Below are 21,893 nucleotides of genomic sequence, written 5' to 3'. Positions count from 1 at the left end.
CGACATCGCCATGTTGCAGGAAACGCCGGAATTGCGGGCGACGGGGGATGTCGCTGCCGACCCGGCAAATGCGACCGGCGGGGCAGGGGAAAGGTCGGAAATAAATTATTAGAGGACGGAAATCTTGCGCACGAGGCTGAGCATCTGTCGGAAAAAGGTATCGTACCGGACAGAAGCGGACGCCTTGGCGATCGTCTTCGCATCGGGTCTGCCGCTGCGGCCCTATCGCTGCGACAGGTGCCTCCAGTTCCACCTGACCAGCCGCCGGAAGGGCAAGCGCGTACCCCGCATGGCCAGCGTAGTCACCGGATAGACAGGATCTCGATGGCCTCGGCCTTGTTCGCAAAATCGATCATGTCACCGACTTCGGCATCAATCATCGCGCGGCTCAGCGGTGCCGAAAAAGACAGCAGCCCCGCAGCAGGCTCCGCCTCATCATCTCCGACGATCGTGATGGAACGGTCCTGTCCGTTCATCCTGAACCCGACGGTGGAGCCGAACGCGACGCTCGTGCCATCTCCCGGCTCGACGATTTGGGCGGTCGCGTGCCGCGTTCGCCAATATTTGAGGTCGCGCTTGGCCGCGGTGAGCTCGCCCTCGTCCGACAGGTTGGGCAACAGGAGTTCGAATTCGACGACCTTGCTCTCAATCAACGCGAGGCCGCGTGCGGTCACCAGGTTGGGGCCGGGCGGGATGGGCCGGGCAAATTTGGGCTCGAGATGTTCCTCGTCGCTTTCGCGGCGGAATGCGACGCTCATGCCGGTTCCTCTTCATGGATGATCCATTGGTCCAGATCGGGATCCTGTGCCATCAGCGCAAGGCCGTGGGCGATGGAGGTCAGTTCGTTGCCACTTGCGATCCGGCTGTCGCCGAACCGCCGTTCGAACATCGCGCGCACCATAGGGATCTGCGACGATCCGCCGGTCAGGAACACATGGTCTATCCGCTCGGGGCCGAGCCCGGCACTGCCCAGTGCTTCGTCCACCGTGTCCGCAATCCGCGCCATGTCGGGCGCAATCCAGCTTTCGAAATCGCTGCGGGCAACTTCTGCCTCGATCACCATACCGGGACCTTCGAACCGGAACGGTGCATGGGTCTGGGTCGAAAGCGTCCGCTTCAACTGCCCCACCGTTTCGTAAAGCGAATAGCCCAATTCATTGTCCACCACCGCAATCAGCCGCTGGATGGCGGCGGCGTCGGTGGCATTGCGTTCAAGCTTCGCCAGTTCGTCGAGCGTACGCCGGTTGCGCATCAGCGACAGGCGCGACCAGTCGCTGAAATCGGTGAAGTGACCGGCGGGAATGTCCACCAGCTTGCCGAACGAACGGTAAGTACCGCCCTTGCCCAAAAGCGGCAGGACGAGCCGATCCATAATCCGGTAATCGAACCTGTCGCCGGCAATGCCGATGCCTGCCGATCCCAGCGGAACGCCACGCCTTTGCGATCCCCACGCTTCAAGCCGAACAACCGAAAAATCGCTTGTCCCGCCACCGAAGTCGGCAACGAGCACGGTGGCGGGATCGGTCAGGCGCGAAGCGAAGCTGTAGGCCGCGCCCAATGGTTCGTGGACATATTTCACCGGTCGGCCGAGCAGCGCGAACATCGCATCGTAGCGAACCCGGGCGAGGGCCGGGTCAGGTCTTGCCCCGACATAGCGCACGGGTCGGCCGACCAGGATGCGGTCGGGCAATTCGCGAAGGGCATCCCCGCCATGTGTCAGCAGGTGGCGCAGGAAGACCTGCCCGAGATCTTCGAATTTCAGTTTTTTGCCGAACAGGTTCGCCTGATCGAACAGGCTGCTGCCTGCCAGCGATTTGAACGATTGGAGGAACCGGCTGCCTTCGGGGAAATCGAGGAATTCCGAAATGGCCCACGGCCCCGCCTCGTGCCCCAAGCCGCCACGCAAGGCATCGTCCTGCCAAAAACAAAGCGCAGAACGGAAAACCGAACCGGTACCGTCGGGCGCTGCAAAGTTGACAAGCTGCGCCTCGCCATCGCCGGTCATGCAGGCGATGACCGAATTGGTCGTGCCGAAGTCGATCCCGACAGCGTGCGGAGGTTCAATATCTTGGGGCATGCGGGCTTGGAACTCGTCAACGGCAAACTGCGCCGGCTATGGCCGGGGCACGTCACCACGCAACGCCATCATCGGTCTGAATTGTAAACCTTGGAAAAAATGGTGGACGCACTTGGGCTCGAACCAAGGACCCGCTGATTAAGAGTCAGCTGCTCTACCAACTGAGCTATGCGTCCACTTCGCCGCTTTCAGGCCGCGATACGGCGGGGCCCCGAGGGGTTGATTCGCCGTGGAGCGCCCCAGATAGAGACTGCGGCGCATGATGCAAGCAGGTTTTTCAGCTATCTTCGAAACCCCCGCGCATATCGCGCTTGCCCCAACGGTCCACCGCCATGATCAGCCCGACGCAGATCATGATCGTCATCATCGAAGAGCCGCCGTGGCTCATGAAAGGAAGGGGGATGCCGACGACCGGCGCGAGGCCCATGACCATCATAAGGTTCACCGCGGCGTAGAAGAAGATCGTTGCCGTCAGCCCCGCCGCCAGCAGCCGTGAAAACCGCCCCGGCGCATCGCGGGCGACGCGCAGGCCATAGCGCAGCAGCAGACCAAACACGAACAGCACGAACAGCCCGCCCAGCATGCCCCATTCTTCGGCCATCGTGGCAAAGACGAAATCCGTATGCGGTTCGGGCAAATAGTTGAGGTGGCTTTGCGAGCCGTTGCCGAACCCCTTGCCGAAAATGCCGCCTGATCCGATTGCGATCTTGGACTGGGTGATGTGATAGCCGGTGCCGAGCGGGTCGCTTTCCGGATCGAGGAACGTGAAGACGCGCTGTCGTTGATAATCATGGAGCGCCACGAAAAACAGGATTGGTATCGCGATGGCAGCGGCGATGCCCGCGCCGATGAACCATCTCATCGGAAGTCCTGCAAGGAACATGACCACTACGGCACCGAACATGATGGCGAGGCTGGTGCCGAGATCCGGCTGCAACATCACCAATCCGGCAGGCAGCCCGATCACGACGGCAGGGACCATCAGGGAGCGGACTTCACGGGTCGCGCCGGGCGGCAACATATCGTAAAATCGGGCAAGAATGATGACGATGCCCGGTTTCATCAATTCCGATGGTTGAAGCATGATGAAACCCAGGTTCAGCCACCGCTGGCTGCCCCCGCCGACAAAACCCAACGCTTCCACCGCCATCAGCAGCAGGAGCAGGACGACATATATCGGCAAGGCCATCATGCGGATGAAGTCGCGGCTGAACCGCGCGATCACCATCGCCATGATCAGGAACACCACAAAGCGCACGAGGTGCATCGCCGACCACGGCATCCAGTGCCCGCCCGCAGCCGAATAGAGCACGGCTGACCCAAAGCACACCAAAGCTGTCAGCGGCACGATAATGCCCCACGGCTGACGGCCGAGCGCGGAGGGGAGGGCGTTCATCGCGATCATCGGCGCGGCCCCGCTCGATTAACGCCGGGGTTGGGCGAAGCGACGGGTGAAGGCGTGACCGCAGGTGACGTTGCCGGACTGGCCGAAGCCTGAGGCGCGGGCGGAGGTGCCGCGGCGGCCGCATCGCCTTCGGCCGGGCGAGGCGCGTCGGCCACGTTGACCGGGCGCGGCGCGGTCGCGATGCCGGATTGGCTCACCGCTTCTTCGATCGCGCCGCTGTCGGGTTTGGGCGCACCGCCCCCATAGACGTTTTCGTAGGACTGGTATTTGCGCGCCAGCCGTTCCTGTGCCGTGCCGCCCCATTCGGTTTCGTAAGTGTGCAGCACTTCCATCGCCTTTTGCGGGTCGAACAGATACGTCATGACGTCGCGCGCCACTGGATAGGCCGACGACGAACCGGCCCCGTGCTCGATCGCGACGGCACAGGCGTACTTCGGCTTGTCATAGGGGGCAAAGCAGATGAAGTGGCCGTGGTCGCGGTATTTCCAAGGAACGCCCTTGCCGCCCTTGCCATAAGCGAGACTGACGACCTGTGCTGTCCCGGTCTTGCCCGACAGTTCGATGCCATCCAACGGCAGTTTCGCACGGCCCGCGGTGCCCGCGCCGTTTACCACTTCCCACATGGCGTGACGAACGATCTGGAGATGCTCTTCGGGAAGATCGAGATGCGGAGCGGGGCGAGGTTTTGCCGTCATCAAAAGGCGCGGCTGAAGCCGCCGCCCGCTGGCGATGCGCGAGGCCATGACCGCCTGTTGCAAGGGATTGACGAGAAAATAACCCTGGCCGATCGTAGCGTTGACGGTGTCGTAAGTCTGCCACTCGCTGTCGTATTTCTTCAGCTTCCATGCGGGATCGGGCACGGTGCCGTACGACTGGCTGGCGACGGGCAGGGGGTATTTGAAACCGAGGCCCAGATGCCGGGCCATGTCGGCGATGGGCTGCATGCCGACGCGCTGCGCCATCGCATAGAAATAGACGTCGCAGGACTGATAAATGCCCTTCGCCATGTTGACGGTGCCGTGCCCGCGCCGGTTCCAGCAACCGAAGACGCGATTGCCGACGCGCAGTCCGCCGCCGCAAAAAACCGATTCCTCGGGATCGATCCCGGCCTTCAGCAAGGCGAGCGACACGAACGGCTTTACCGTCGAACCGGGCGGATAGAGCCCCGACAGCACCTTGTTGCGCAAGGGGACGTGGTCGTCTTCGGACAGCATCTTCCATTCGACGCGACCGATGCCGTCTGAAAAGCTGTTGGGATCGAAACTGGGCATCGACGCCATGGCCAAGAGGTCGCCGCTTTCGAGATCCATCACCACGACTGATCCGGACTCAAGGCCAATCCGGCGGGCGGCGTAATCCTGCAGTTTGGCGTTGATCGTCAGCTTGACCGGATCGCCCTGCACGTCTTCGCGCATTTCAAGGTCGCGTACGATCTTGCCGCTCGCGGTGACTTCGGCCCGGCGCGCGCCCGGTTGGCCCCGTAACGTCTGTTCGAAGTATTTTTCGACCCCGTCTTTGCCGATCTTGAAGCCCGGCGTGATGAGCAGGGGGTTCTTCTCGATCTCGTATTCTTCGGCAGAGACTGCGCCAACATAGCCCAGCAAGTGACCGACCGACGGGCCAGTGGGGTAATAGCGGGTAAAACCGCGTTGCGGCACGACGCCTGGCAGATCAGGGAGACGCACCGACAGCGCCGCGAACTGCTCCCAGTTAACCCCTGTGGCCACCTCTACCGGCCGGAAACCGCGCGTCCCTTCAAGCTTGTCGCGAAGGTCGGTGACGGCGGCGGGCGTCAACTGCAGTATCTCTCCCAATGTCGCCAGCGTCCGCTCTTTGTCGATCACCCGTTCGGGCACGAGATCGACGCGGAAATCGGCGCGGTTCGACGCCATCGGGATATTGTTGCGATCGAGTATCCAGCCCCGGCGCGGCGGGATAAGCGTCAAGTCGACGCGATTGGATTCGGATGCGAGATTGTACTTCTCGTTCTCCGCCACTGCGAGATAGGCCAACCGCACCGCCAGCAACACGCCGACGCCGCCCTGAATACTGCCCAGCACGAAACTGCGCCGGTCGAACCGATTACGCAGCTCGCCACTGCTGACGCGCTGCTCGAAACGCGCGCCCTTGGAGTTTCGCTTGAACAGCATCAGTCCAGCTTCCGGACCCGCGCGAGCCGCAGCAGATCGAGAATGGCGATCACGCGGGTCAGTAGCGGAAAGGCGATGAACGCCAGCAACAATTGCGGCACTAGCACCAGCGGATCGAACACGCCGCCGGCGAACGAGGCGAAGACGTGGGCAAGGAACAGATAAACGGCGATCACCACGCTGGCGACCAGCCAGTCCTGCCAGAACCCGCGCCAGCGCAACCAGCCGTCGATCTGTTCGAGACCGATCATCGCCAGCGACCACAGAAACACCGCGCTGCCAAAAGGCTGCCCCGAATAGAGGTCGTCGATCAGCCCCAAGGGCGCGCCCGCCCAAAGCGGCAGCAGCCCCGGACGCAACAGCCGCCATCCGACGAGCAACATGAACGACAACGGCGGCATCACCGGCGCCGAGGCAATTACCGGCGACAGCGGCATCAACGATGCCAGCACGATCGTGATCCACGGCACGATAGTCGCCAACACCGTGGACGGCGCGCGATTGATCCGCCGCGTAAACAGGTCGGAGCCGGGGAGGCGGTCGCCGCTCAACGCCATGGGGCAACTTTCATCGCGTGGTCTTCACTGGAGGGCATTTGAAAGTGGGCGACACGCTCGATCATCATTCCGGAGCCGGCTGTTCGCCCGATCGTAGTTCGGTGATCGGTTGCCAGATCGGTTCGACGACGACGAATTCGCTGGCTGCCGGATCGGACACGATCCGTGCCACCGCACCGTCGCGGGTGATGTTTGCCACTATGGCGACCGGCACGTTGGGGCGATAGAGCCCGCCCGATCCCGAGGTTACCAGAACGTCACCCTTGCGCAGCGGATTGATGCCAAGATCAATCAGCCGGATGATGAGCGTCCCGTCAGCCTGTCCTTGCGCGAAGCCGGCTATGTCGCCCTTGACCCGGCGCACCGGCACGACGCTTTCGCCATCGGTGATGAGCAGGACTCGCGCCGTGCGGTTGCCGACTTCGAGCACGCGACCGACCAGCCCCGTGGCCGACCGTATCGGTTGGCCGACACGCACTCCGTCGGTTGCACCTGCGCCAAGAAGCGCGAAGCGGCGCGTGCTGCTCGACGACGATCCGATCAGCCGCGCGGCGGTGACCGGCATGCCGTCGGTTTCGCGTACGCCCAGCAATGCCTTCAGCCGCCGGTTTTCGGACTTGATAGCTTCCGCCTCGGCAAGCTTGGAGCGGGCGACGGCCAGTTCCTCGCGCAGCCGCGCGTTCTTGCTGCCGGCAGCGATGTAGCCTGCCACCACATCGATGACCGATTTCCCGGCGGAACGCGAGGTTGCGGAAACGTGCCCCGCGGGCGCCGCCACATCGGCCGCCGCGCTGCGGGCAAAAGCGAAGCTGGCCGGGTGGATCAGCGACACGATGAGCAGGACCAGACCGATCGCCGCACCGGCAATGGCGGTGACATAGCTCGTGAACAGCCCGAACTGCGCCTTTTTCGAGAAACCCGTCCGTGAAAGCCCCGGCCGGTCTTGCGGCGGCGCCATCGCCTAGCCCCCTTTCAGATCAGTTCGAACGCCTTATGCGGTCATCAGCACGCCGCGATAGACGGGTTCTTCCAAGGCGCGGCCAGTGCCCAGCGCGACGCAGGAAAGCGGGTCTTCCGCCACGGTGACGGGCAGGCCGGTTTCCTCGCGCAAGTACTCGTCCAACCCCTTTATCAGCGCGCCGCCGCCGGTAAGGACAATGCCCTGGTCGACAATGTCGGCGGCCAGTTCGGGCGCAGTGTTTTCAAGTGCGATGCGGACCGCTTCGACAATCGCGCCGATGGGTTCGGCCAGCGCCTCGGCGATGTTCGCCTGGGTGATGGTGATTTCCTTGGGCACGCCGTTGACGAGGTCACGACCGCGGATGTGGATTGTTTCGCCTTCGCCGTCTTCGGGGACGGTGGCGACGGCGTAGTTCTTCTTGATCCGTTCGGCCGTCGCTTCGCCGATCAGCAGGTTGTGGTGGCGACGGACATACGAAACGATCGCCTCGTCCATCTTGTCGCCGCCGACGCGCACGCTGGTGGTATAGGCAAGGCCGCGAAGGGACAGTACCGCCACTTCGGTCGTGCCGCCGCCGATGTCGACGACCATCGAACCGACCGGCTCGGTCACCGGCATGCCGGCACCGATGGCGGCGGCCATGGGTTCGAGAATCAGGTAGACCTGGCTTGCGCCCGCATTGCTGGCCGCATCACGGATCGCGCGGCGTTCGACCGAGGTCGAGCCCGACGGTACACAGATCACGATTTCGGGGTAGCGCAGCAGGCTTTTCTTGCCGTGCACTTTCTTGATGAAATATTTGATCATTTCTTCGGCCACTTCGATGTCGGCGATGACGCCGTCGCGAAGCGGGCGGATCGCCTCGATGCTGTCGGGCGTTTTGCCCATCATCATCTTGGCGTCGTCGCCGACGGCCTTTACCTTCTTGATGCCGTTCAAGGTTTCGATCGCGACCACCGAAGGTTCATTCAGCACGATGCCGCGCCCTTCGACATAGACGAGCGTGTTCGCGGTACCGAGATCGATGGCCATGTTCTGCGAGCCGAACTGGAAAAGGCGGGAAAAGAAGGAGGACATGGGGTGAGACGATCCCTGGAATTGGCGCTTGGCGCGCACTTGGAGAGTTGGTTGCGGCCTGACTAGCGCAAAAGAGTAGACGGTTGGAAAATTTTTCGTGTGGAACCGCAGCCTTTTCCACACCGTCTGCCTCGAAAAAACCGGGGTTCGTCGCTAGAGCAGGGTTAATGCCCCAAATTCGCCGACTTCCCGACAATCTCGTCAACCGCATCGCTGCCGGTGAAGTCGTGGAACGTCCGGCCGCGGCGTTGAAGGAGCTGGTCGAAAACGCGATCGACGCAGGCGCTTCCCGCATCGACGTCGCGCTCCGGCTCGGTGGGCTCGACGGGATCGAAGTTACCGACGACGGTTGCGGAATGACGGCGGACGAGATTGCCCTGGCGCTGGAGCGTCATGCGACGTCGAAGCTCCCCGACGAGGCGATAGAGCAAGTCACGACGCTCGGCTTCAGGGGAGAGGCCTTGCCCTCCATCGCCAGCGTCGCGCGGCTCACGATCGAAAGCCGCCCACGGGATCGGGACGAAGGGTGGCGTCGCGTCGTCGATCACGGCCGACTTGTCGAGGAGGGGCCGGCCGCATTGCCGCCCGGAACGCGTATCAGGGTCGAACATGTTTTTGCGAACGTGCCGGCCCGACGCAAGTTCCTGCGATCGCCACGCAGCGAATCCACTGCCTGCCACGATATCGTCCGTCGTCTGGCCATGGCGCGGCCCGATGTCGGATTTTCGCTGACAAATGACGGCCGCCGCATATTTCAGGTTCAGCCGGGCGAAGATCTGGCAACGCGGGTCAGCCGGCTGATCGCGCGCGAACTGGCCGGCAATTCCGTGGCAGTCGACGTCATGCGCGGTCCTTCCGATGCGCCGGTACGGATGACCGGCATTGCGGGCCTGCCCACCTACAACCGCGGGGTTGCCGATCACCAATACCTGTTCGTGAACGGGCGTCCGGTGAAAGATCGTCTGCTCATCGGTGCGGTGCGCGGGGCCTATTCGGACATGCTGGCGCGGGATCGCCATGCGGTGCTGGCGCTGTTTCTCGATGTGCCGCCATCCGAAGTCGACGTGAACGTCCATCCCGCCAAGACCGAGGTTCGGTTCCGCGATCCCGCCCTGGTGCGCGGGATCATCGTTTCCGGCCTGCGAGAGGCACTGTCCAGCGGCGACCGCCGCAGTGCGCAGTCACCCGACCCGGCCGCGATGGGGGCTTGGCAGCGCGAAGGCGCCCAGCCGACATTCGCAACCGCCTTGGCGCGCGACAACCGGCACGACTTCGCGGCACAAGCATTCGGGGGACAGCCGTGGCATCCGGCGCACCAGCCTACCAACCCGCCGATCTGGCGCGAGACTGAACGCGCGATCCTGGCCGACACCGGTTTCGAACCTCACGCCCGCGCCGAGGAAACAGGCGACGCGCCCGGCGATGCGGCGACTTATCCAATGGGCGCGGCGCGGGGCCAGATCGCCGAAACCTACATCGTGGCAGAAGCCGCAGACGGACTGGTCATCGTCGACCAACATGCGGCGCACGAACGCCTAACGCTGGAACGTCTGAAGGCGGCGGGCGCGGAAGAGGGGATTACGCGCAGCCAACCGCTGCTTTTGCCCGAAGTGGTCGAACTTGACGAGGCGGACTGCGACCGGATCGAGGATGCGGCGGACAAGCTGGCGACATTCGGTCTTGCGGTCGAACGTTTCGGTCCCGACGCCATGCTCGTGCGCGCGATGCCCGCCGCGCTGAAGGGTGGCGATCCGCACAGCCTGTTGCGCGACATCGCCGACGATATCGCGCAGAACGGCGACGCGCTGTTGCTGGGCGAACGGCTCGACCTAGTGCTGGCGACGATGGCCTGTCACGGTTCGGTGCGGGCAGGGCGGCGGCTGAGCGTGGCCGAAATGAACGCCCTGCTACGCGAGATGGAGCGCACGCCGCGTTCGGGGCAATGCAATCATGGTCGTCCGACATGGGTGAAGCTGTCGATGGGCGACGTCGAAAAACTGTTCGGACGGAAGTAAAAGGATCGCGCACATGAACAAGGTACTGCTGGGATTGGGCGCACTGGCGCTGCTGGCCGGATGCGAGGAAGCGCCGGATCCCGCGAAAGTCGCAGCCGATGTGGCCGAGATCGAAGCGATGCACGACATGCCGGCGGTGCAAGCGGTGACACCCGAACGGATCAGCTATACCGATATCGAAAAGAATAACCTGTTCGGCGCCGGCTGTGGTTTTGCGCCCGATGGCGGTCTGGCCATCGTGTTCCTCGCACAGGAGGATCACGGATTTTTAAAGCTGGACGACAAGATTCTGGATATTTCGCCCGACAAGGGCAGCGCCAAATTGCCGATGCCGGGTTACGAAAAGTACGGCGGCGGGGAATTTACGGTCGCGCTGTCGGTCGATCAGACGGGCGGCGAACAGGAAGGCATCGAATCCACCAAGTTTCCCGGCAGCATGACAGTGCGCGATAGCAAGGACCGCGTCGTCTATGAAAAAACCGGGACGCTCGGCTGCGGCAGTTAGAGCCGCTCAGTCGGTTACCGCCTGATCGCGGACGGCAAAGAGCCCGGTAGTCGTCATCGACATCACGACCGAGCCATCGGCGTCCAGCGTTTCGACGAATTGCGTGATCAGCCCCAATTCGGGCCGCGACTTGCTGCGCCGCTTGTCGACTATCGTCTGACGCACGCTCAGCACATCCCCCGGATAGACCGGCCGGTGCCATTTCAGATCCTTGAGCCCCGCGCCGCCAAGGCTGGTGCCGTCGTTGCCGATGCGATGGTCGACCAGCATCTTCATGGTAAGCGCCGCCGTCATCCAGCCGCTGGCCGCCAGTTTCCCGAACGGACCCGCCGCAGCGGCTTCGTCCTCAAGGTGGAACAACTGCGGATCGTAGCGACGGGCGAATTCGATCACTTCGTCGCGCGTGACCACATAATGGCCAAACGGTTCGGATGCGCCGAGTTCGATTTCTTCGAAATATGGCATTCCACCCGCCTATTCACACAGGCGGGTGAGTGCAACATTGATGTCTATTCCGAGTCCAAGCTTTAGCCTGTGAAGCTTTAGCTTCGAAATGCGGGCTTCAGCTTGCCGGCGTCCATGTCGGGGATGATCCGGTATTGCGCGAGGATCAGGCTGAACAGGCCGAACATCAGAAGACCGATGGCGAGCAGGGTAAACCAAATGCCTTCGCCGCTCAGCGAAGCAACCGCGTCGCCAAGCGTCTTGATCTGCTCCGACCCACCCGACATGAAACCTGCCTTGAACAGTGACCAGCCGATGATGGCGAAAACGATCGCTCTAGCGACGTATCCCGCGCCGCCCAGCCAACGGGTGAAATCGGGCGCCTGACCGCTGATGCGATGCATGAAATCGCCGGAGATCCCCTTTTTCGCCTGAAACACCGCTGCGACGAAAAAGATGACGCCGAACAGGCCTAGCACTACGCCGCCCAACGACATCGACAGCACGCCGGCCGCTGCATCCTGCGCTCCGCCGCTTTCCGGATCGGCTTCGAAGGTGGCGAACTGAAATGCAGACCAAGCCATCGCGACGTGGCCGATGGCGCTGCCTCCGTGGCCAAGGCGCTTGGCAATGCCTTTGGAATCCGAGCCATTGTTTTCGATATCGAAGAACGTCGAGGCAAAGCGGAACAATGCATAGGCCAGCAGACCCACGACCATGATCCAAAGGATCACCTTACCCGCCGGGAAATCCTCAATCGCCTTGAAAATCCCGTCAGTGCCTTCGGCGATCTTGCTCGCGCTGGTCAGCGCGATAAAACCCAGCATCGAATAAAGTATGGCGCGTGACAGGTAACCGACGCGCACCGCCCAATTGAACTTTTCCGACTTGTCGACCATGTGCCGCATATCCCCTTGTGTTGGTCAGGGAACGGACGGAACGCCGAAAAGTGCCCGACCGGGTGCGGCCCGAGTTTGGTATCGCGCCGACAAGCTCAGACGTTGAACTTGAACATCATGATATCGCCGTCCTGCACCAGGTATTCCTTGCCTTCCTGACGCAGCTTGCCCGCTTCGCGCGCGGCGCTTTCGCCGCCCAGCGTGACGTAATCGTCATAGGCGATCGTTTCGGCGCGGATGAAGCCGCGTTCGAAATCGGTATGGATTTCGCCTGCTGCCTGCGGTGCCTTGGCCCCGGCGGGGAAAGTCCAGGCGCGCGCTTCCTTGGGCCCGACGGTGAAGAACGTCTTGAGCCCCAGCAGCTCATACCCAGCGCGGATGACACGGGCGAGGCCAGATTCCGCAAGCCCCAATTCGGCAAGGAACTCGGCGCGATCTTCGGGGGCCATGGCGACAATTTCGCTTTCGATGGCAGCCGACACGACGACGGCCTGCGCCCCTTCGGCCTTGGCCTTGTCGAAAACCCTAGCGGTCAGGTCATTGCCGGTCGCGGCGTCTTCTTCGGCGACGTTGCAGACATAAAGCACGGGCTTGGCTGTCAGCAGCTGCGCTTGCGCAAAGACCCGGGCTTCTTCTTCGTCGGCCGGCTGGGTCAGGCGCGCGGGCTTGCCGTCGCGCAGCAATTGCAGCGACTGGCCCAGCACTGATGCGATGATCTTCGATTCCTTGTCGCCCGTCTTCGCGCGCTTTTCGGCGGCGGGAACGCGCTTTTCCAGGCTTTCCAGGTCGGACAGCAACAGTTCGGTTTCCACGACCTCCGCATCGGCCAGCGGGTCGACCTTGTTCGCCACATGCTGGATGTCGTCATCTTCGAAACAGCGCAGGACGTGGACGATCGCGTCCACTTCGCGGATGTTGCCGAGGAACTGGTTGCCCAGGCCTTCGCCCTTGGACGCGCCCTTTACCAGTCCCGCTATGTCGACGAAGGCCAATTGCGTTGGAACGATCTTGGCCGATCCGCCGATCCTGGCGATCGTGTCCAGACGCGCATCGGGCACGCCGACCTGCCCGACGTTGGGCTCGATCGTGCAAAACGGATAGTTCGCCGCCTGCGCCGCCTGCGTCTCGGTCAGCGCATTGAACAGAGTCGATTTGCCGACATTGGGAAGGCCGACAATACCGCAACGAAAACCCATGGAATGCTCCGAACTTGCACGTGTGGCCGCCCGATAGATCGGCGGGCCGGGAAAAGCCAGCCGTCAGTTGGGGAACGCGGCGAAGCTTGCTATTCATGCCGAACAAGCGATCTGCAAAACCCGTGCCGTTAGTGGCCAGTGGCGCGCATTGCGAGCACGATGAGGCGACATGGGATCCAAGCGGCGGGGCAAGGGGCGTTCATGGCTTTCGGTGCTTGGCCCGGGCCTCGTCACCGGCGCTGCCGACGACGATCCCAGCGGCATCGGCACATACAGCCAGGTCGGCGCGCAATTTGGCTATCAGATGGCATGGACCATGCCGTTCGCGTTTCCATTGCTGGCGGCAATTCAACAGATCTGCGCGATGGTCGGGGCCGTGACGGGGCGGGGCGTGGCGCAAAATCTGCGCCATCACTATCCGCGCTGGTTGTTGCGGACGGTGGTGGTGCTGTTGCTGACGGCCAACATGATCAATCTTGGCGCCGATCTCGGGGCGATGGGGGCGGTCATGGCGTTGGTGTTGCCGGGACCGGTCCTATTCTACACCGTCGGCTTTGCGCTAGTCAGCATCGCGCTGGAGGTGATGGTCAGCTACAATCGTTATGCCGGCATATTGAAGTGGGCGACGCTGTCGCTATTCGCCTACGTCGGTGTGCTGCTTGTGGCGAAAGTGGATTGGTCGCTGGCCATCAAGGGCACGTTTTTGCCAAGCTTCACGTTCAACCACGACCAGTCCATGGCCTTGGTTGCCGTATTCGGCACCACGATCAGCCCTTATCTCTTCTTTTGGCAGGCGGGGCAGGAAATCGAGGAACAGCACCGCCGTCACGTAAAGCCGCTGCACGTTTCCCCCCGCAAGGCCGGGCCGGAACTGCGTCGCATCCGCGCCGACACGCTGATCGGCATGGGATTTTCGCACCTTGTCGCGCTCGCCATCATCATCGCGACGGCCGCGACACTGCACCAATCGGGCCAGACCGAGGTCGGTTCGGCGGCGCAAGCGGCGGAAGCGCTGCGCCCCATCGCAGGCGATGCAGCCTTCGCCCTGTTCGCGATGGGAGTGATCGGAACGGGACTTCTGGCGGTGCCGATCCTCGCCGGTTCGGGCGCTTATGCCGTCAGCGAAACGTTCGGTTGGGTCGAGGGCCTCAATCGCAAGCCCGGTGAGGCTAGGGCATTCTATTCGGTCATCGCAATCGCCACGCTGGGCGGGACGGCGATCAATTTCGTCGACATCGATCCGATGCGCGCGCTTTATTGGGCCGCCGTCGTGAACGGGATGCTGGCACCGCCCTTGATGGCGGTCCTTATGCTGATGGCAACCAATCCGCGTGTCATGGGCGAGCTTACGATTTCGCGACGGCTGAAACTTATCGGCTGGGCATCCACAGCCGTGATGGCAGCCGTCGTGGCGTTGTTTCTTCTTGTTTGATCACAGCGCCAGAAAAGCGATCAGGCGGCCAGTCGCAGCGCCACATCGTTCATGAAGCGAACGTCGTCGCCCTTGGCCAACCAGCCCGCTTCGGCCGCCATCGCACCCAGCATGGCAATCAGATCGTCCATCTCGGCCTTGGCATAATTGCCCAAGACATGGCCGGTGACGCGTTCCTTGTGACCGGGATGGCCGATACCGATGCGCACGCGGCGAAATTCGGCGCCGAGATGCTTGTCAATCGAGCGCAGCCCGTTGTGGCCCGCCGTGCCGCCGCCCTGTTTTACCTTCACCTTGAAAGGCGCAAGGTCGAGTTCGTCGTGAAATACGGTGAGGTCCGCCATTTCGAGCTTGTAGAAGCGGAGAGCCGCCGCGACGCTGACCCCACTTTCGTTCATGAATGTGCCGGGCTTCAGCAGCAGGATACGCTCGCCGCCGATGCGGCCTTCCTGCAGCCAGCCGGAGAATTTCTTTTGGACCGGGCCGAAATCGTGGACTTCGGCAATGGTGTCCACCGCCATGAAACCGACGTTATGACGGTTGAGCGCATATTTCGCGCCGGGATTTCCAAGACCTACCCAAAGCTGCATGGCCGCCCCCTAGCGCGGGTCGTGGCAAAAGAAAACGCCGGCCCTGCAAAGGACCGGCGTTTCTGTTCGTCGCGGCAAAAGCCGCGTGTCGATTGATGCGTCAGGCGCGTCCTTATTCGGACTCGGCCTCACCTTCTGCCTCTTCGGAAGCTGCAGCGCCTTCTGCCCTCTTCAGAGCGGACGGAGCGACCAGCGTCGCGATGGTGAAATCACGATCGGTGATCGCGCTTTCGCTGCCCTTGGGCAGGTTCACTTCGCTGATGTGGATCGAATCGCCGATGTCCTTGCCGGTGACGTCGATCTCGATCTCGCTCGGGATCGAATCCGCATCGCAGATCAGCTCGAGCTCGTGACGGACGACGTTGAGCACGCCACCCCGCTTGAGGCCGGGAGCGTCTTCTTCGTTCACGAATACGACGGGGACCGAAACTTCGACCTTGGAATCCTTCGACAGGCGCAGGAAGTCGACGTGCAGCGGGCGGTCCGAAACCGGATTGAACGCAACGTCCTTCGGCAGGGTGCGAACCGGCTTGCCACCCATTTCGATCATGACGATCGAGTTGGAGAAGTGACCGGTGTTCAGCAGCTTGACGAGAGCACGTTCTGCGACGTGGATCGGCTGCGGTTCTTCCTTGCCGCCGTAGATGACTGCGGGGACACGACCTTCGCGACGCAGTGCACGGGAGGCTCCCTTGCCTGCCCGCTCGCGCGCCTCGGCCGTCAGGGTAAGCTGATCGCTCATGGTTCTGACCTTCGAAACTGAGTTGATACAAGTTACGCAGCCCAGCGCCTCCAGGGATGACCGACAGGGCAGCGAAGGCGGGCGGCTAGACGCAAACGCGCAGAATTGCAAGCGCTGCGTCGATTACTGGACGCGGGTGACCTTCCAGCCACGCGCTTCGAGCAGAGCGATCAGGCCGTCATTGCCGCCCATGTGTCCGGCCCCGACCGCGACGAACGGCTGCTTCCCGTCCTGCAACTGGCCCACGATCGGCCCGACCCAGCGCCGGTTGCGCCGACCCAGCAAGGCGGCGCGAAGATCCGAGTTGGCTTCGAACCCCATGTCCATCAGTCCCGCCAGTTTGTCAGTGTCCCCTGCGATCCAGGCGTCCGACAGCGCTTCGGGCGCCATTTCCTCGGCCTGGGCCACGAGCGATTCCAGCAAGGCCTGCTGCTCGTCGCCGCTCAACTGGTCAAAGATGCGAAACTGTTCCTCGGTCGTTTCCAGGCCGATTACGGGGCGCCCCTGCCAATCGGCGATCAGCGACTGGTCGACGCCATGATCAGGGTCGAGGCGAGAGCGTTGCTGCAACATCGAAGCCAACGTCAATGCCGCCGCCCACGTTTCGACGTAATTGAAATTCGCAGGATCGGCGCCGGCCTCGTCCATCACGTCCTCCAGTTCGTCCCGATAGAGTGGCGACACCCTGTCCCGGATCGGAGGCAACGATGGGTCGATCGCCAGCTTCGTTAAGATCCGCTCACCCTCTGCCCGATCAAGGTCGCTGATTTCCACCATCAGGACATCCGCATCGGCCAGCGCCATATCGAGAGTGTCACCGTGCCAGTCGGTACCGGCAGGCAAGGCGTGGATCGTCCCGAACAACCATCCCGCCGGTTCGGCGCCGCTTGCCGCATCGGCACGGTCGACCCGCCACAGAGCAGGTTCCGCGCTGCTGCCGCACCCGGCCACAATCAGGAAAAGCGGGGCAAGGCACAGGTTGAGTAGGTGATTAGACATGACGCGCGATCAGTACTCGACGCGCGTCGCCTTGAAACCTCTTTCGGCGAGCCGGACTTGCACACTGTCTTCACCCGAAAGGTGCCCGGCCCCTACGGCGAGGAATATCGTGCCCGGCTGTTTCAGCCTCGCATCGATCCATTCGGCCCAAGTGGCATTACGCTTGGCCAGAAGGACATCATAGACGACGGGTGTTTCGTCCATCCCATCGTTCAGCAGCTTTGCCGCGGCGTCGGTGTCGCCCGTCGCCCAAGCCCGCTCCATGTCCGCAAACGTCTGCTCCATCTCGGCCATGTCATCGACGCCGGACATCAGAAACGCGACCTGTTCGGCCTCAGTCAAATTGGAAAAGAAGCCCATCTGCTGGGCAAAGGTTTCAAGCCCGACCTGCCGGATGCCGCGTTCGCTCGCCGCCGCCTGAAGCACTTGCTCGGCGCCGCTGTCGGGGAGGTATCCCAACTTCGTCAGAGGTGCGGTCGCCAGGGTGATCCCGGCAAACCAGGGCTTCATCTGTTCAAGCGCTTGGGGAGGGATGCCAAGTTCGGTCGAAACCTTGGCAAACCGGCCGTACTGGTCCGGAGTCAGCGTTTTCGACAGCCCTTGGCCGGGACCATACGTCGCTTCCTTTTGCAGCACCGGTGCGATTTCGGCATCTTCGGGGTTCAGCATTTCGAGCACGAGTTCGTCGGATTCCGCAAAGGCGGTTGCGACCGCATCGTCGAACCAGACCACGTCGGGCTTCAGCGCGTGCATCGTCCCGAACAGGTAGATCTTGGTATCGTTGTCGGACACCACCCACAGCGCCGGATCCGCGCCGGCCCGGTCGAACGCAACTTCCTGCGCCATTGCCGGAGAGCCGAAGCCCAACATCGCCGCCAACAGGGCGAGGCGGCGGACGATCGATTTGAACTTCATGGCAACCCTTTGCTGTCGAGCCATCAGGCCCGGAAGCGGCAATATATGAAGCGGATTGGTGAACGTGAAGTGATCGGACCTGCTTTATGCCGGACGTCAGGAAATGCCGTCGTCAAAGATCGCCTCAATCGGCATTGCAAACAGCCGCGCAATGCGAAAGGCAAGGGGGAGCGAGGGGTCGTGTTTGCCCGTCTCGATCGCGTTTACCGCCTGCCGTGACACATCGAGCCGCGCGGCAAGGTCAGCTTGGCTCCACTGCCGCTCGGCGCGCAGGACACGAAGCCGGTTGTTCATGCCCGGCTCCGCAGCCATCGGACGTGGAGCCCGACATAGAAGGCAAGGATCGCAAGCATGCCTGCAAACTGCGCTGCGGCGGCTTGGGTCGGGTTCGCCGTGCCCAGGAAGGTGTCAGACCATCCTGCGAAAACCGGCGCATAGACGAAGGCCAGTGCGACGACGATGAAACCGGCGCTGACGCCGGCGTGCCAGAGGCTGAGCAGGTATTCATCCGTCCGGCTGAAGAGGATGAGGGCGAGAAGGCTGGCCAGCGTTATTCCGATCGTCATGCCGATCGCGAAATCCGGCCAGTTGGCCATGCGCCCTGCCAGGTAAGCGAAAATGGCGAGACCGCCGAAATGGGCGGAGGCCATGAACGAAGTAGCGCGGCGATCCTGCGAAATCTTGATCATCATGTGAACTCTCTTGTCAGGTAATCCTGACATAATGTCGCGATTCGGTTACATAGTCAAGACAACCTGACATAGTGACACAAAGACCTGACAGGGTGCTCGGTCTTGCTCGGCCTCGGCCAGCGTCCCATTGACGCGCCGCCCGCCAATGCGCCATGGCGCGGCCATGACACGCGACCCCACCCGATCCTTTCAGGACATGATCCTCGCCCTCCACGATTTCTGGAGCGCGAAAGGCTGCCTTATCCTGCAACCCTATGACATGCGTATGGGCGCGGGCACGTTTCACCCGGCGACCACGCTGCGCGCACTGGGCCCGGAACCGTGGAACGCGGCATTCGTTCAGCCCTGCCGTCGCCCGACCGACGGTCGCTATGGCGAAAACCCGAACCGGCTGCAGCATTACTACCAGTATCAGGTGATCCTGAAGCCTTCGCCGCCCGACATTCAGGACTGGTACCTGGAATCGCTGCGCACCATCGGCATCGATCCGCTGAAACACGACATCCGTTTTGTCGAGGACGACTGGGAAAGCCCGACGCTGGGCGCATGGGGCCTTGGCTGGGAAGTGTGGTGCGACGGGATGGAAGTCACCCAGTTCACCTATTTCCAGCAGATGGGCGGCTACGACTGCAAGCCGGTGGCGGGCGAATTGACCTACGGCCTCGAACGGCTGGCGATGTACATTCAGGGCGTCGACAACGTCTATGACCTCGCTTTCAATACAAATGGCGTGAGCTATGGCGCCGTATTCCTTGAAAATGAGCGACAAATGTCAAAGTGGAACTTCGAGGTCGCCGATACCGAGGCGCTGTTCGACCTGTTCCGCAAGGCAGCGGCGGAATGCAGGCTTTGCCTCGAAAACGGCCTGCCGATCCCTGCGTACGAACAGGCGATCGAGGCGAGCCACGTGTTCAACCTGTTGCAGGCGCGCGGCGTGATTTCGGTGCAGGAACGCGCCAGCTACATGGGTCAGGTCCGCGATCTGGCCCGCGGTTCGTGTGAAGCCTACATGGCTAAATATTCCGACCAATGGGCCGCGGCATATCCGGAGTGGGCGGCATGAACGACTTTCTGCTCGAACTCCAGTCCGAGGAAATTCCGGCCCGGATGCAGGCCGGTGCCCGCGCCGATCTCGAGCGCCTGTTCCGTCAGCAGATGGCGGATGCCGGGGTCACGCATGGCTCAATCGAAGTCTTTTCCGGCCCGCGCCGCCTTGCCCTGATCGCACGGGACATGCCCGCGCGCACGGAAGCGGTGAGCGAAGAGGCCAAGGGACCACCCGAAGGTTCGCCCGATCAGGCCGTTGACGGCTTCTGCAAGAAGAATGGCGTAACGCGCGCTCAGCTTGAACTGCGCGACGTCAAAGGCCGCATGACCTGGTTCGCGGTGAAGGACATTCCCGGTCGGGCCGTCAGCAACGTTCTGGCAGAGGCAATTCCCGCCATCGTCCGCGCCTTTCCGTGGCCCAAGTCGATGCGCTGGGGCAAAGCGTCGTTGGGGACCGATAGCTTGCGCTGGGTTCGCCCGCTTTCTGGCATCGTCGCAATCCTTGGCGAAGACCTTGTCGCGTGCGAAGTCGGTGGCGTAGCATCCGGTTATGCCACGCTTGGCCATCGCTTCCACCATTCGGGTGAAGTGACCATCGGCGGCGCGCACGATTATGCCGAAAAGCTGCGCTGCTGCCACGTCATCGTCGACCACGAAGAGCGTCAGGACCTTGTCCGTGCGAAGGCACGCGAAGCTGCCGAAGTTGCCGGGCTGCGTTTGATGGACGACGAAGGACTGGTGATCGAAAACGCCGGACTGACCGAATGGCCCGAACCCTTGCTAGGCCGTTTCGATGAGGGATACCTCGATGTCCCGCCCGAAGTGATCCAGCTGACCGCGCGGACGAACCAGAAGTATTTCGTGTGTCAGGATGCGGGCGGAAAGCTCGCCAACGCGTTCGTGTGCACTGCCAATATCCGCGCAGTTGATCCTGAAATCATCGTCGACGGCAACCGCAAGGTCTTGGCCGCCCGGCTGTCCGATGCGCGCTTTTTTTGGGAGCTCGACCAGAAGACGACGCTGGCCGACCATGCACGCAAGCTGGAACGCATCACCTTCCACGAAAAGCTGGGCACCGTGGCGGACAAGGTCCAGCGCGTGGCGAAACTGGCCCGCTGGCTGGCGGAACAGGGCATCGTGCCCGGCGCGGACCCCGACATCACCGAGATGGCCGCGCTGCTGTGCAAGGCCGATCTCGTGACCGAAATGGTCGGAGAGTTCCCCGAACTTCAGGGACTCATGGGCGGTTATTACGCCCGCGCCGAAGGCTTGCCCGACGCAGTAGCCGACGCGATCCGCGATCATTACAAGCCGGTTGGGCAGGGCGACGACGTGCCGACCGCGCCAGTGTCTGTAGCGGTCAGCCTTGCCGACAAGCTCGATACGTTGCGCAGCTTCTTTGCGATCGAAGAAAAGCCGACCGGATCGAAGGATCCCTTTGCACTGCGGCGTGCTGCGCTGGCCGTCATCCGGCTCGTCACCGCGAATGGCTTGCGCATGGCGGTGGCCGACGGCGATCTGCTTGAGTTCTTCGCCGACCGGCTCAAGGTCCAGCAGAAGGAAGCGGGTGTTCGCCATGACCTGATCGACGCGATTTTCGCTCTCGGCGGCGAAGACGATCTCGTCCGCCTGCTTGCTCGCGTCCATGCACTTCAGTCTTTCATGGCGACCGAAGATGGCGCAAACTTGCTGGCCGGGTACAAGCGTGCAGGCAATATCCTGAAGAAGGAAGGATACGAAGCGCCAAACGACCGGATCGCGCAGACGGGAGAGGAAGACCCGCTATCGCTGGTCGACGATCCCGATGTCGGGTTCATCGTGGCCGAACGCGGCAGGGCGGCGCACTACGATCGCGAACCTGCCGAGCAGGCGCTGGTCGACGCACTCGACCGCGCGGAGCCTGCGGCGCTGGCTGCCATCGAAGGCGAAGACTTTGCCGCCGCGATGACCGCGCTCGCCAGCCTCCGCGCGCCGATCGACGCGTTCTTCGACGATGTCACTGTCAACGACCCTGACGCTGCGAAACGCGCGGCCAGGCTGGCCTTGCTGTCGCGCTTTGTTGCTGCGGTGCACAAAGTTGCAGACTTTTCGCGGATCGAGGGCTGACTCAGCGCCGTCTAGACTCTAAAGGGACGCCATCGAGGGAGGCTGACACCTTGAATTGTCGCTTTTGCTGCACTGCAAGGTATC

22 protein-coding genes and 1 tRNA gene are annotated in these 21,893 nt (G+C 62.5%); 6 read left to right on the top strand and 17 right to left on the bottom strand.

Annotated elements, in window-relative coordinates; genetic code table 11:
* The first annotated feature begins 184 nt into the window (after positions 1–184).
* Positions 185–313 carry a hypothetical protein gene (locus tag EKN06_RS16065; protein ID WP_276317264.1) on the top strand — a complete coding sequence of 43 codons (129 nt, stop codon included), beginning with the start codon at positions 185–187 and terminating at the stop codon, positions 311–313.
* On the opposite strand, the gene EKN06_RS03090 is transcribed toward EKN06_RS16065, so the two are convergent.
* The 8 genes from EKN06_RS03090 to EKN06_RS03055 all read right to left on the bottom strand — a co-directional run bounded on the left by EKN06_RS03090 (position 303) and on the right by EKN06_RS03055 (position 8,227).
* The gene (locus tag EKN06_RS03090) at positions 303–758 is read right to left on the bottom strand and encodes a GreA/GreB family elongation factor (protein ID WP_127611386.1); all 456 of its coding nucleotides are present in this window, start codon (positions 756–758) and stop codon (positions 303–305) included. The two genes, EKN06_RS16065 and EKN06_RS03090, sit on opposite strands and share 11 nt — an antisense overlap.
* Positions 755–2,077, bottom strand: coding sequence for an Hsp70 family protein (locus EKN06_RS03085; protein WP_127611385.1), 1,323 nt, complete (start codon positions 2,075–2,077; stop codon positions 755–757). Before EKN06_RS03085 ends, EKN06_RS03090 begins: the two co-directional genes overlap by 4 nt.
* Before the next feature lie 100 nt (positions 2,078–2,177).
* A tRNA-Lys gene (locus EKN06_RS03080) sits at positions 2,178–2,253 on the bottom strand.
* Between the two features lie 101 nt (positions 2,254–2,354).
* A complete protein-coding gene (gene rodA / locus EKN06_RS03075; RefSeq protein WP_420810745.1) occupies positions 2,355–3,482 on the bottom strand; it encodes a rod shape-determining protein RodA in 1,128 nt (375 codons plus the stop codon).
* The gene (gene mrdA / locus EKN06_RS03070; RefSeq protein ID WP_127611384.1) at positions 3,479–5,632 is read right to left on the bottom strand and encodes a penicillin-binding protein 2; all 2,154 of its coding nucleotides are present in this window, start codon (positions 5,630–5,632) and stop codon (positions 3,479–3,481) included. The genes rodA and mrdA overlap by 4 nt, the downstream gene beginning before the upstream one ends.
* Positions 5,632–6,189, bottom strand: coding sequence for a rod shape-determining protein MreD (gene mreD, locus EKN06_RS03065; protein ID WP_127611383.1), 558 nt, complete (start codon positions 6,187–6,189; stop codon positions 5,632–5,634). Before mreD ends, mrdA begins: the two co-directional genes overlap by 1 nt.
* Before the next feature lie 64 nt (positions 6,190–6,253).
* Positions 6,254–7,147 carry a rod shape-determining protein MreC gene (mreC, locus tag EKN06_RS03060; RefSeq protein WP_127611382.1) on the bottom strand — a complete coding sequence of 298 codons (894 nt, stop codon included), beginning with the start codon at positions 7,145–7,147 and terminating at the stop codon, positions 6,254–6,256.
* 33 nt (positions 7,148–7,180) lie between these two features.
* Positions 7,181–8,227, bottom strand: a complete 1,047-nt coding sequence (locus EKN06_RS03055) for a rod shape-determining protein (RefSeq protein WP_127611381.1) — start codon at positions 8,225–8,227, stop codon at positions 7,181–7,183.
* 167 nt (positions 8,228–8,394) lie between these two features.
* Between EKN06_RS03055 and mutL the strand changes: the two genes are divergently transcribed.
* Both mutL and EKN06_RS03045 read left to right on the top strand, forming a co-directional pair.
* Positions 8,395–10,242: a DNA mismatch repair endonuclease MutL gene (gene mutL, locus EKN06_RS03050; protein ID WP_127611380.1), complete on the top strand. Its 1,848-nt coding sequence runs from the start codon at positions 8,395–8,397 to the stop codon at positions 10,240–10,242.
* 13 nt (positions 10,243–10,255) lie between these two features.
* A complete protein-coding gene (locus tag EKN06_RS03045; protein WP_127611379.1) occupies positions 10,256–10,747 on the top strand; it encodes a lipoprotein in 492 nt (163 codons plus the stop codon).
* A 6-nt stretch (positions 10,748–10,753) separates the two neighbouring features.
* On the opposite strand, the gene EKN06_RS03040 is transcribed toward EKN06_RS03045, so the two are convergent.
* From EKN06_RS03040 to ychF, 3 genes are all read right to left on the bottom strand, one after another.
* A complete protein-coding gene (locus tag EKN06_RS03040) occupies positions 10,754–11,212 on the bottom strand; it encodes a MaoC family dehydratase (RefSeq protein WP_127611378.1) in 459 nt (152 codons plus the stop codon).
* A gap of 77 nt (positions 11,213–11,289) precedes the next feature.
* Entirely contained in the window at positions 11,290–12,090 is an 801-nt protein-coding gene (locus EKN06_RS03035) for a DUF1206 domain-containing protein (RefSeq protein WP_127611377.1), read from the bottom strand.
* Between the two features lie 95 nt (positions 12,091–12,185).
* On the bottom strand, positions 12,186–13,286 hold the full coding sequence (gene ychF / locus EKN06_RS03030) for a redox-regulated ATPase YchF (protein WP_127611376.1): 1,101 nt from the start codon (positions 13,284–13,286) through the stop codon (positions 12,186–12,188).
* A 169-nt stretch (positions 13,287–13,455) separates the two neighbouring features.
* Here ychF and EKN06_RS03025 point away from each other — a divergent pair, with 169 nt between their 5' ends.
* Entirely contained in the window at positions 13,456–14,718 is a 1,263-nt protein-coding gene (locus EKN06_RS03025) for an NRAMP family divalent metal transporter (RefSeq protein ID WP_127611375.1), read from the top strand.
* A gap of 20 nt (positions 14,719–14,738) precedes the next feature.
* On the opposite strand, the gene pth is transcribed toward EKN06_RS03025, so the two are convergent.
* The 6 genes from pth to EKN06_RS02995 form a co-directional block, all read right to left on the bottom strand.
* Positions 14,739–15,308 (bottom strand): aminoacyl-tRNA hydrolase, encoded by a 570-nt coding sequence (gene pth / locus EKN06_RS03020; protein ID WP_127611374.1) that lies wholly within the window; start codon positions 15,306–15,308, stop codon positions 14,739–14,741.
* A gap of 112 nt (positions 15,309–15,420) precedes the next feature.
* A complete protein-coding gene (locus tag EKN06_RS03015; protein ID WP_127611373.1) occupies positions 15,421–16,050 on the bottom strand; it encodes a 50S ribosomal protein L25/general stress protein Ctc in 630 nt (209 codons plus the stop codon).
* 123 nt (positions 16,051–16,173) lie between these two features.
* Positions 16,174–17,049 carry a TraB/GumN family protein gene (locus tag EKN06_RS03010; RefSeq protein WP_127611372.1) on the bottom strand — a complete coding sequence of 292 codons (876 nt, stop codon included), beginning with the start codon at positions 17,047–17,049 and terminating at the stop codon, positions 16,174–16,176.
* Between the two features lie 9 nt (positions 17,050–17,058).
* Positions 17,059–17,988 carry a TraB/GumN family protein gene (locus EKN06_RS03005; RefSeq protein ID WP_127611371.1) on the bottom strand — a complete coding sequence of 310 codons (930 nt, stop codon included), beginning with the start codon at positions 17,986–17,988 and terminating at the stop codon, positions 17,059–17,061.
* Between the two features lie 72 nt (positions 17,989–18,060).
* Complete coding sequence (locus EKN06_RS03000; RefSeq protein ID WP_127611370.1) at positions 18,061–18,258, bottom strand: helix-turn-helix transcriptional regulator; 198 nt, start codon at positions 18,256–18,258, stop codon at positions 18,061–18,063.
* Entirely contained in the window at positions 18,255–18,656 is a 402-nt protein-coding gene (locus EKN06_RS02995) for a hypothetical protein (protein WP_127611369.1), read from the bottom strand. Before EKN06_RS02995 ends, EKN06_RS03000 begins: the two co-directional genes overlap by 4 nt.
* A gap of 163 nt (positions 18,657–18,819) precedes the next feature.
* Between EKN06_RS02995 and EKN06_RS02990 the strand changes: the two genes are divergently transcribed.
* Both EKN06_RS02990 and glyS read left to right on the top strand, forming a co-directional pair.
* Complete coding sequence (locus EKN06_RS02990; RefSeq protein WP_127611368.1) at positions 18,820–19,719, top strand: glycine--tRNA ligase subunit alpha; 900 nt, start codon at positions 18,820–18,822, stop codon at positions 19,717–19,719.
* On the top strand, positions 19,716–21,809 hold the full coding sequence (gene glyS / locus EKN06_RS02985) for a glycine--tRNA ligase subunit beta (RefSeq protein ID WP_127611367.1): 2,094 nt from the start codon (positions 19,716–19,718) through the stop codon (positions 21,807–21,809). The genes EKN06_RS02990 and glyS overlap by 4 nt, the downstream gene beginning before the upstream one ends.
* Positions 21,810–21,893: the final 84 nt, after the last annotated feature.

This window comes from Croceicoccus ponticola, from assembly GCF_004004515.1.
GTDB lineage: Bacteria > Pseudomonadota > Alphaproteobacteria > Sphingomonadales > Sphingomonadaceae > Croceicoccus > Croceicoccus ponticola.
Note: the sequence above shows the minus strand (reverse complement) of the source record. Positions and strands in the feature narration are given on the sequence as shown.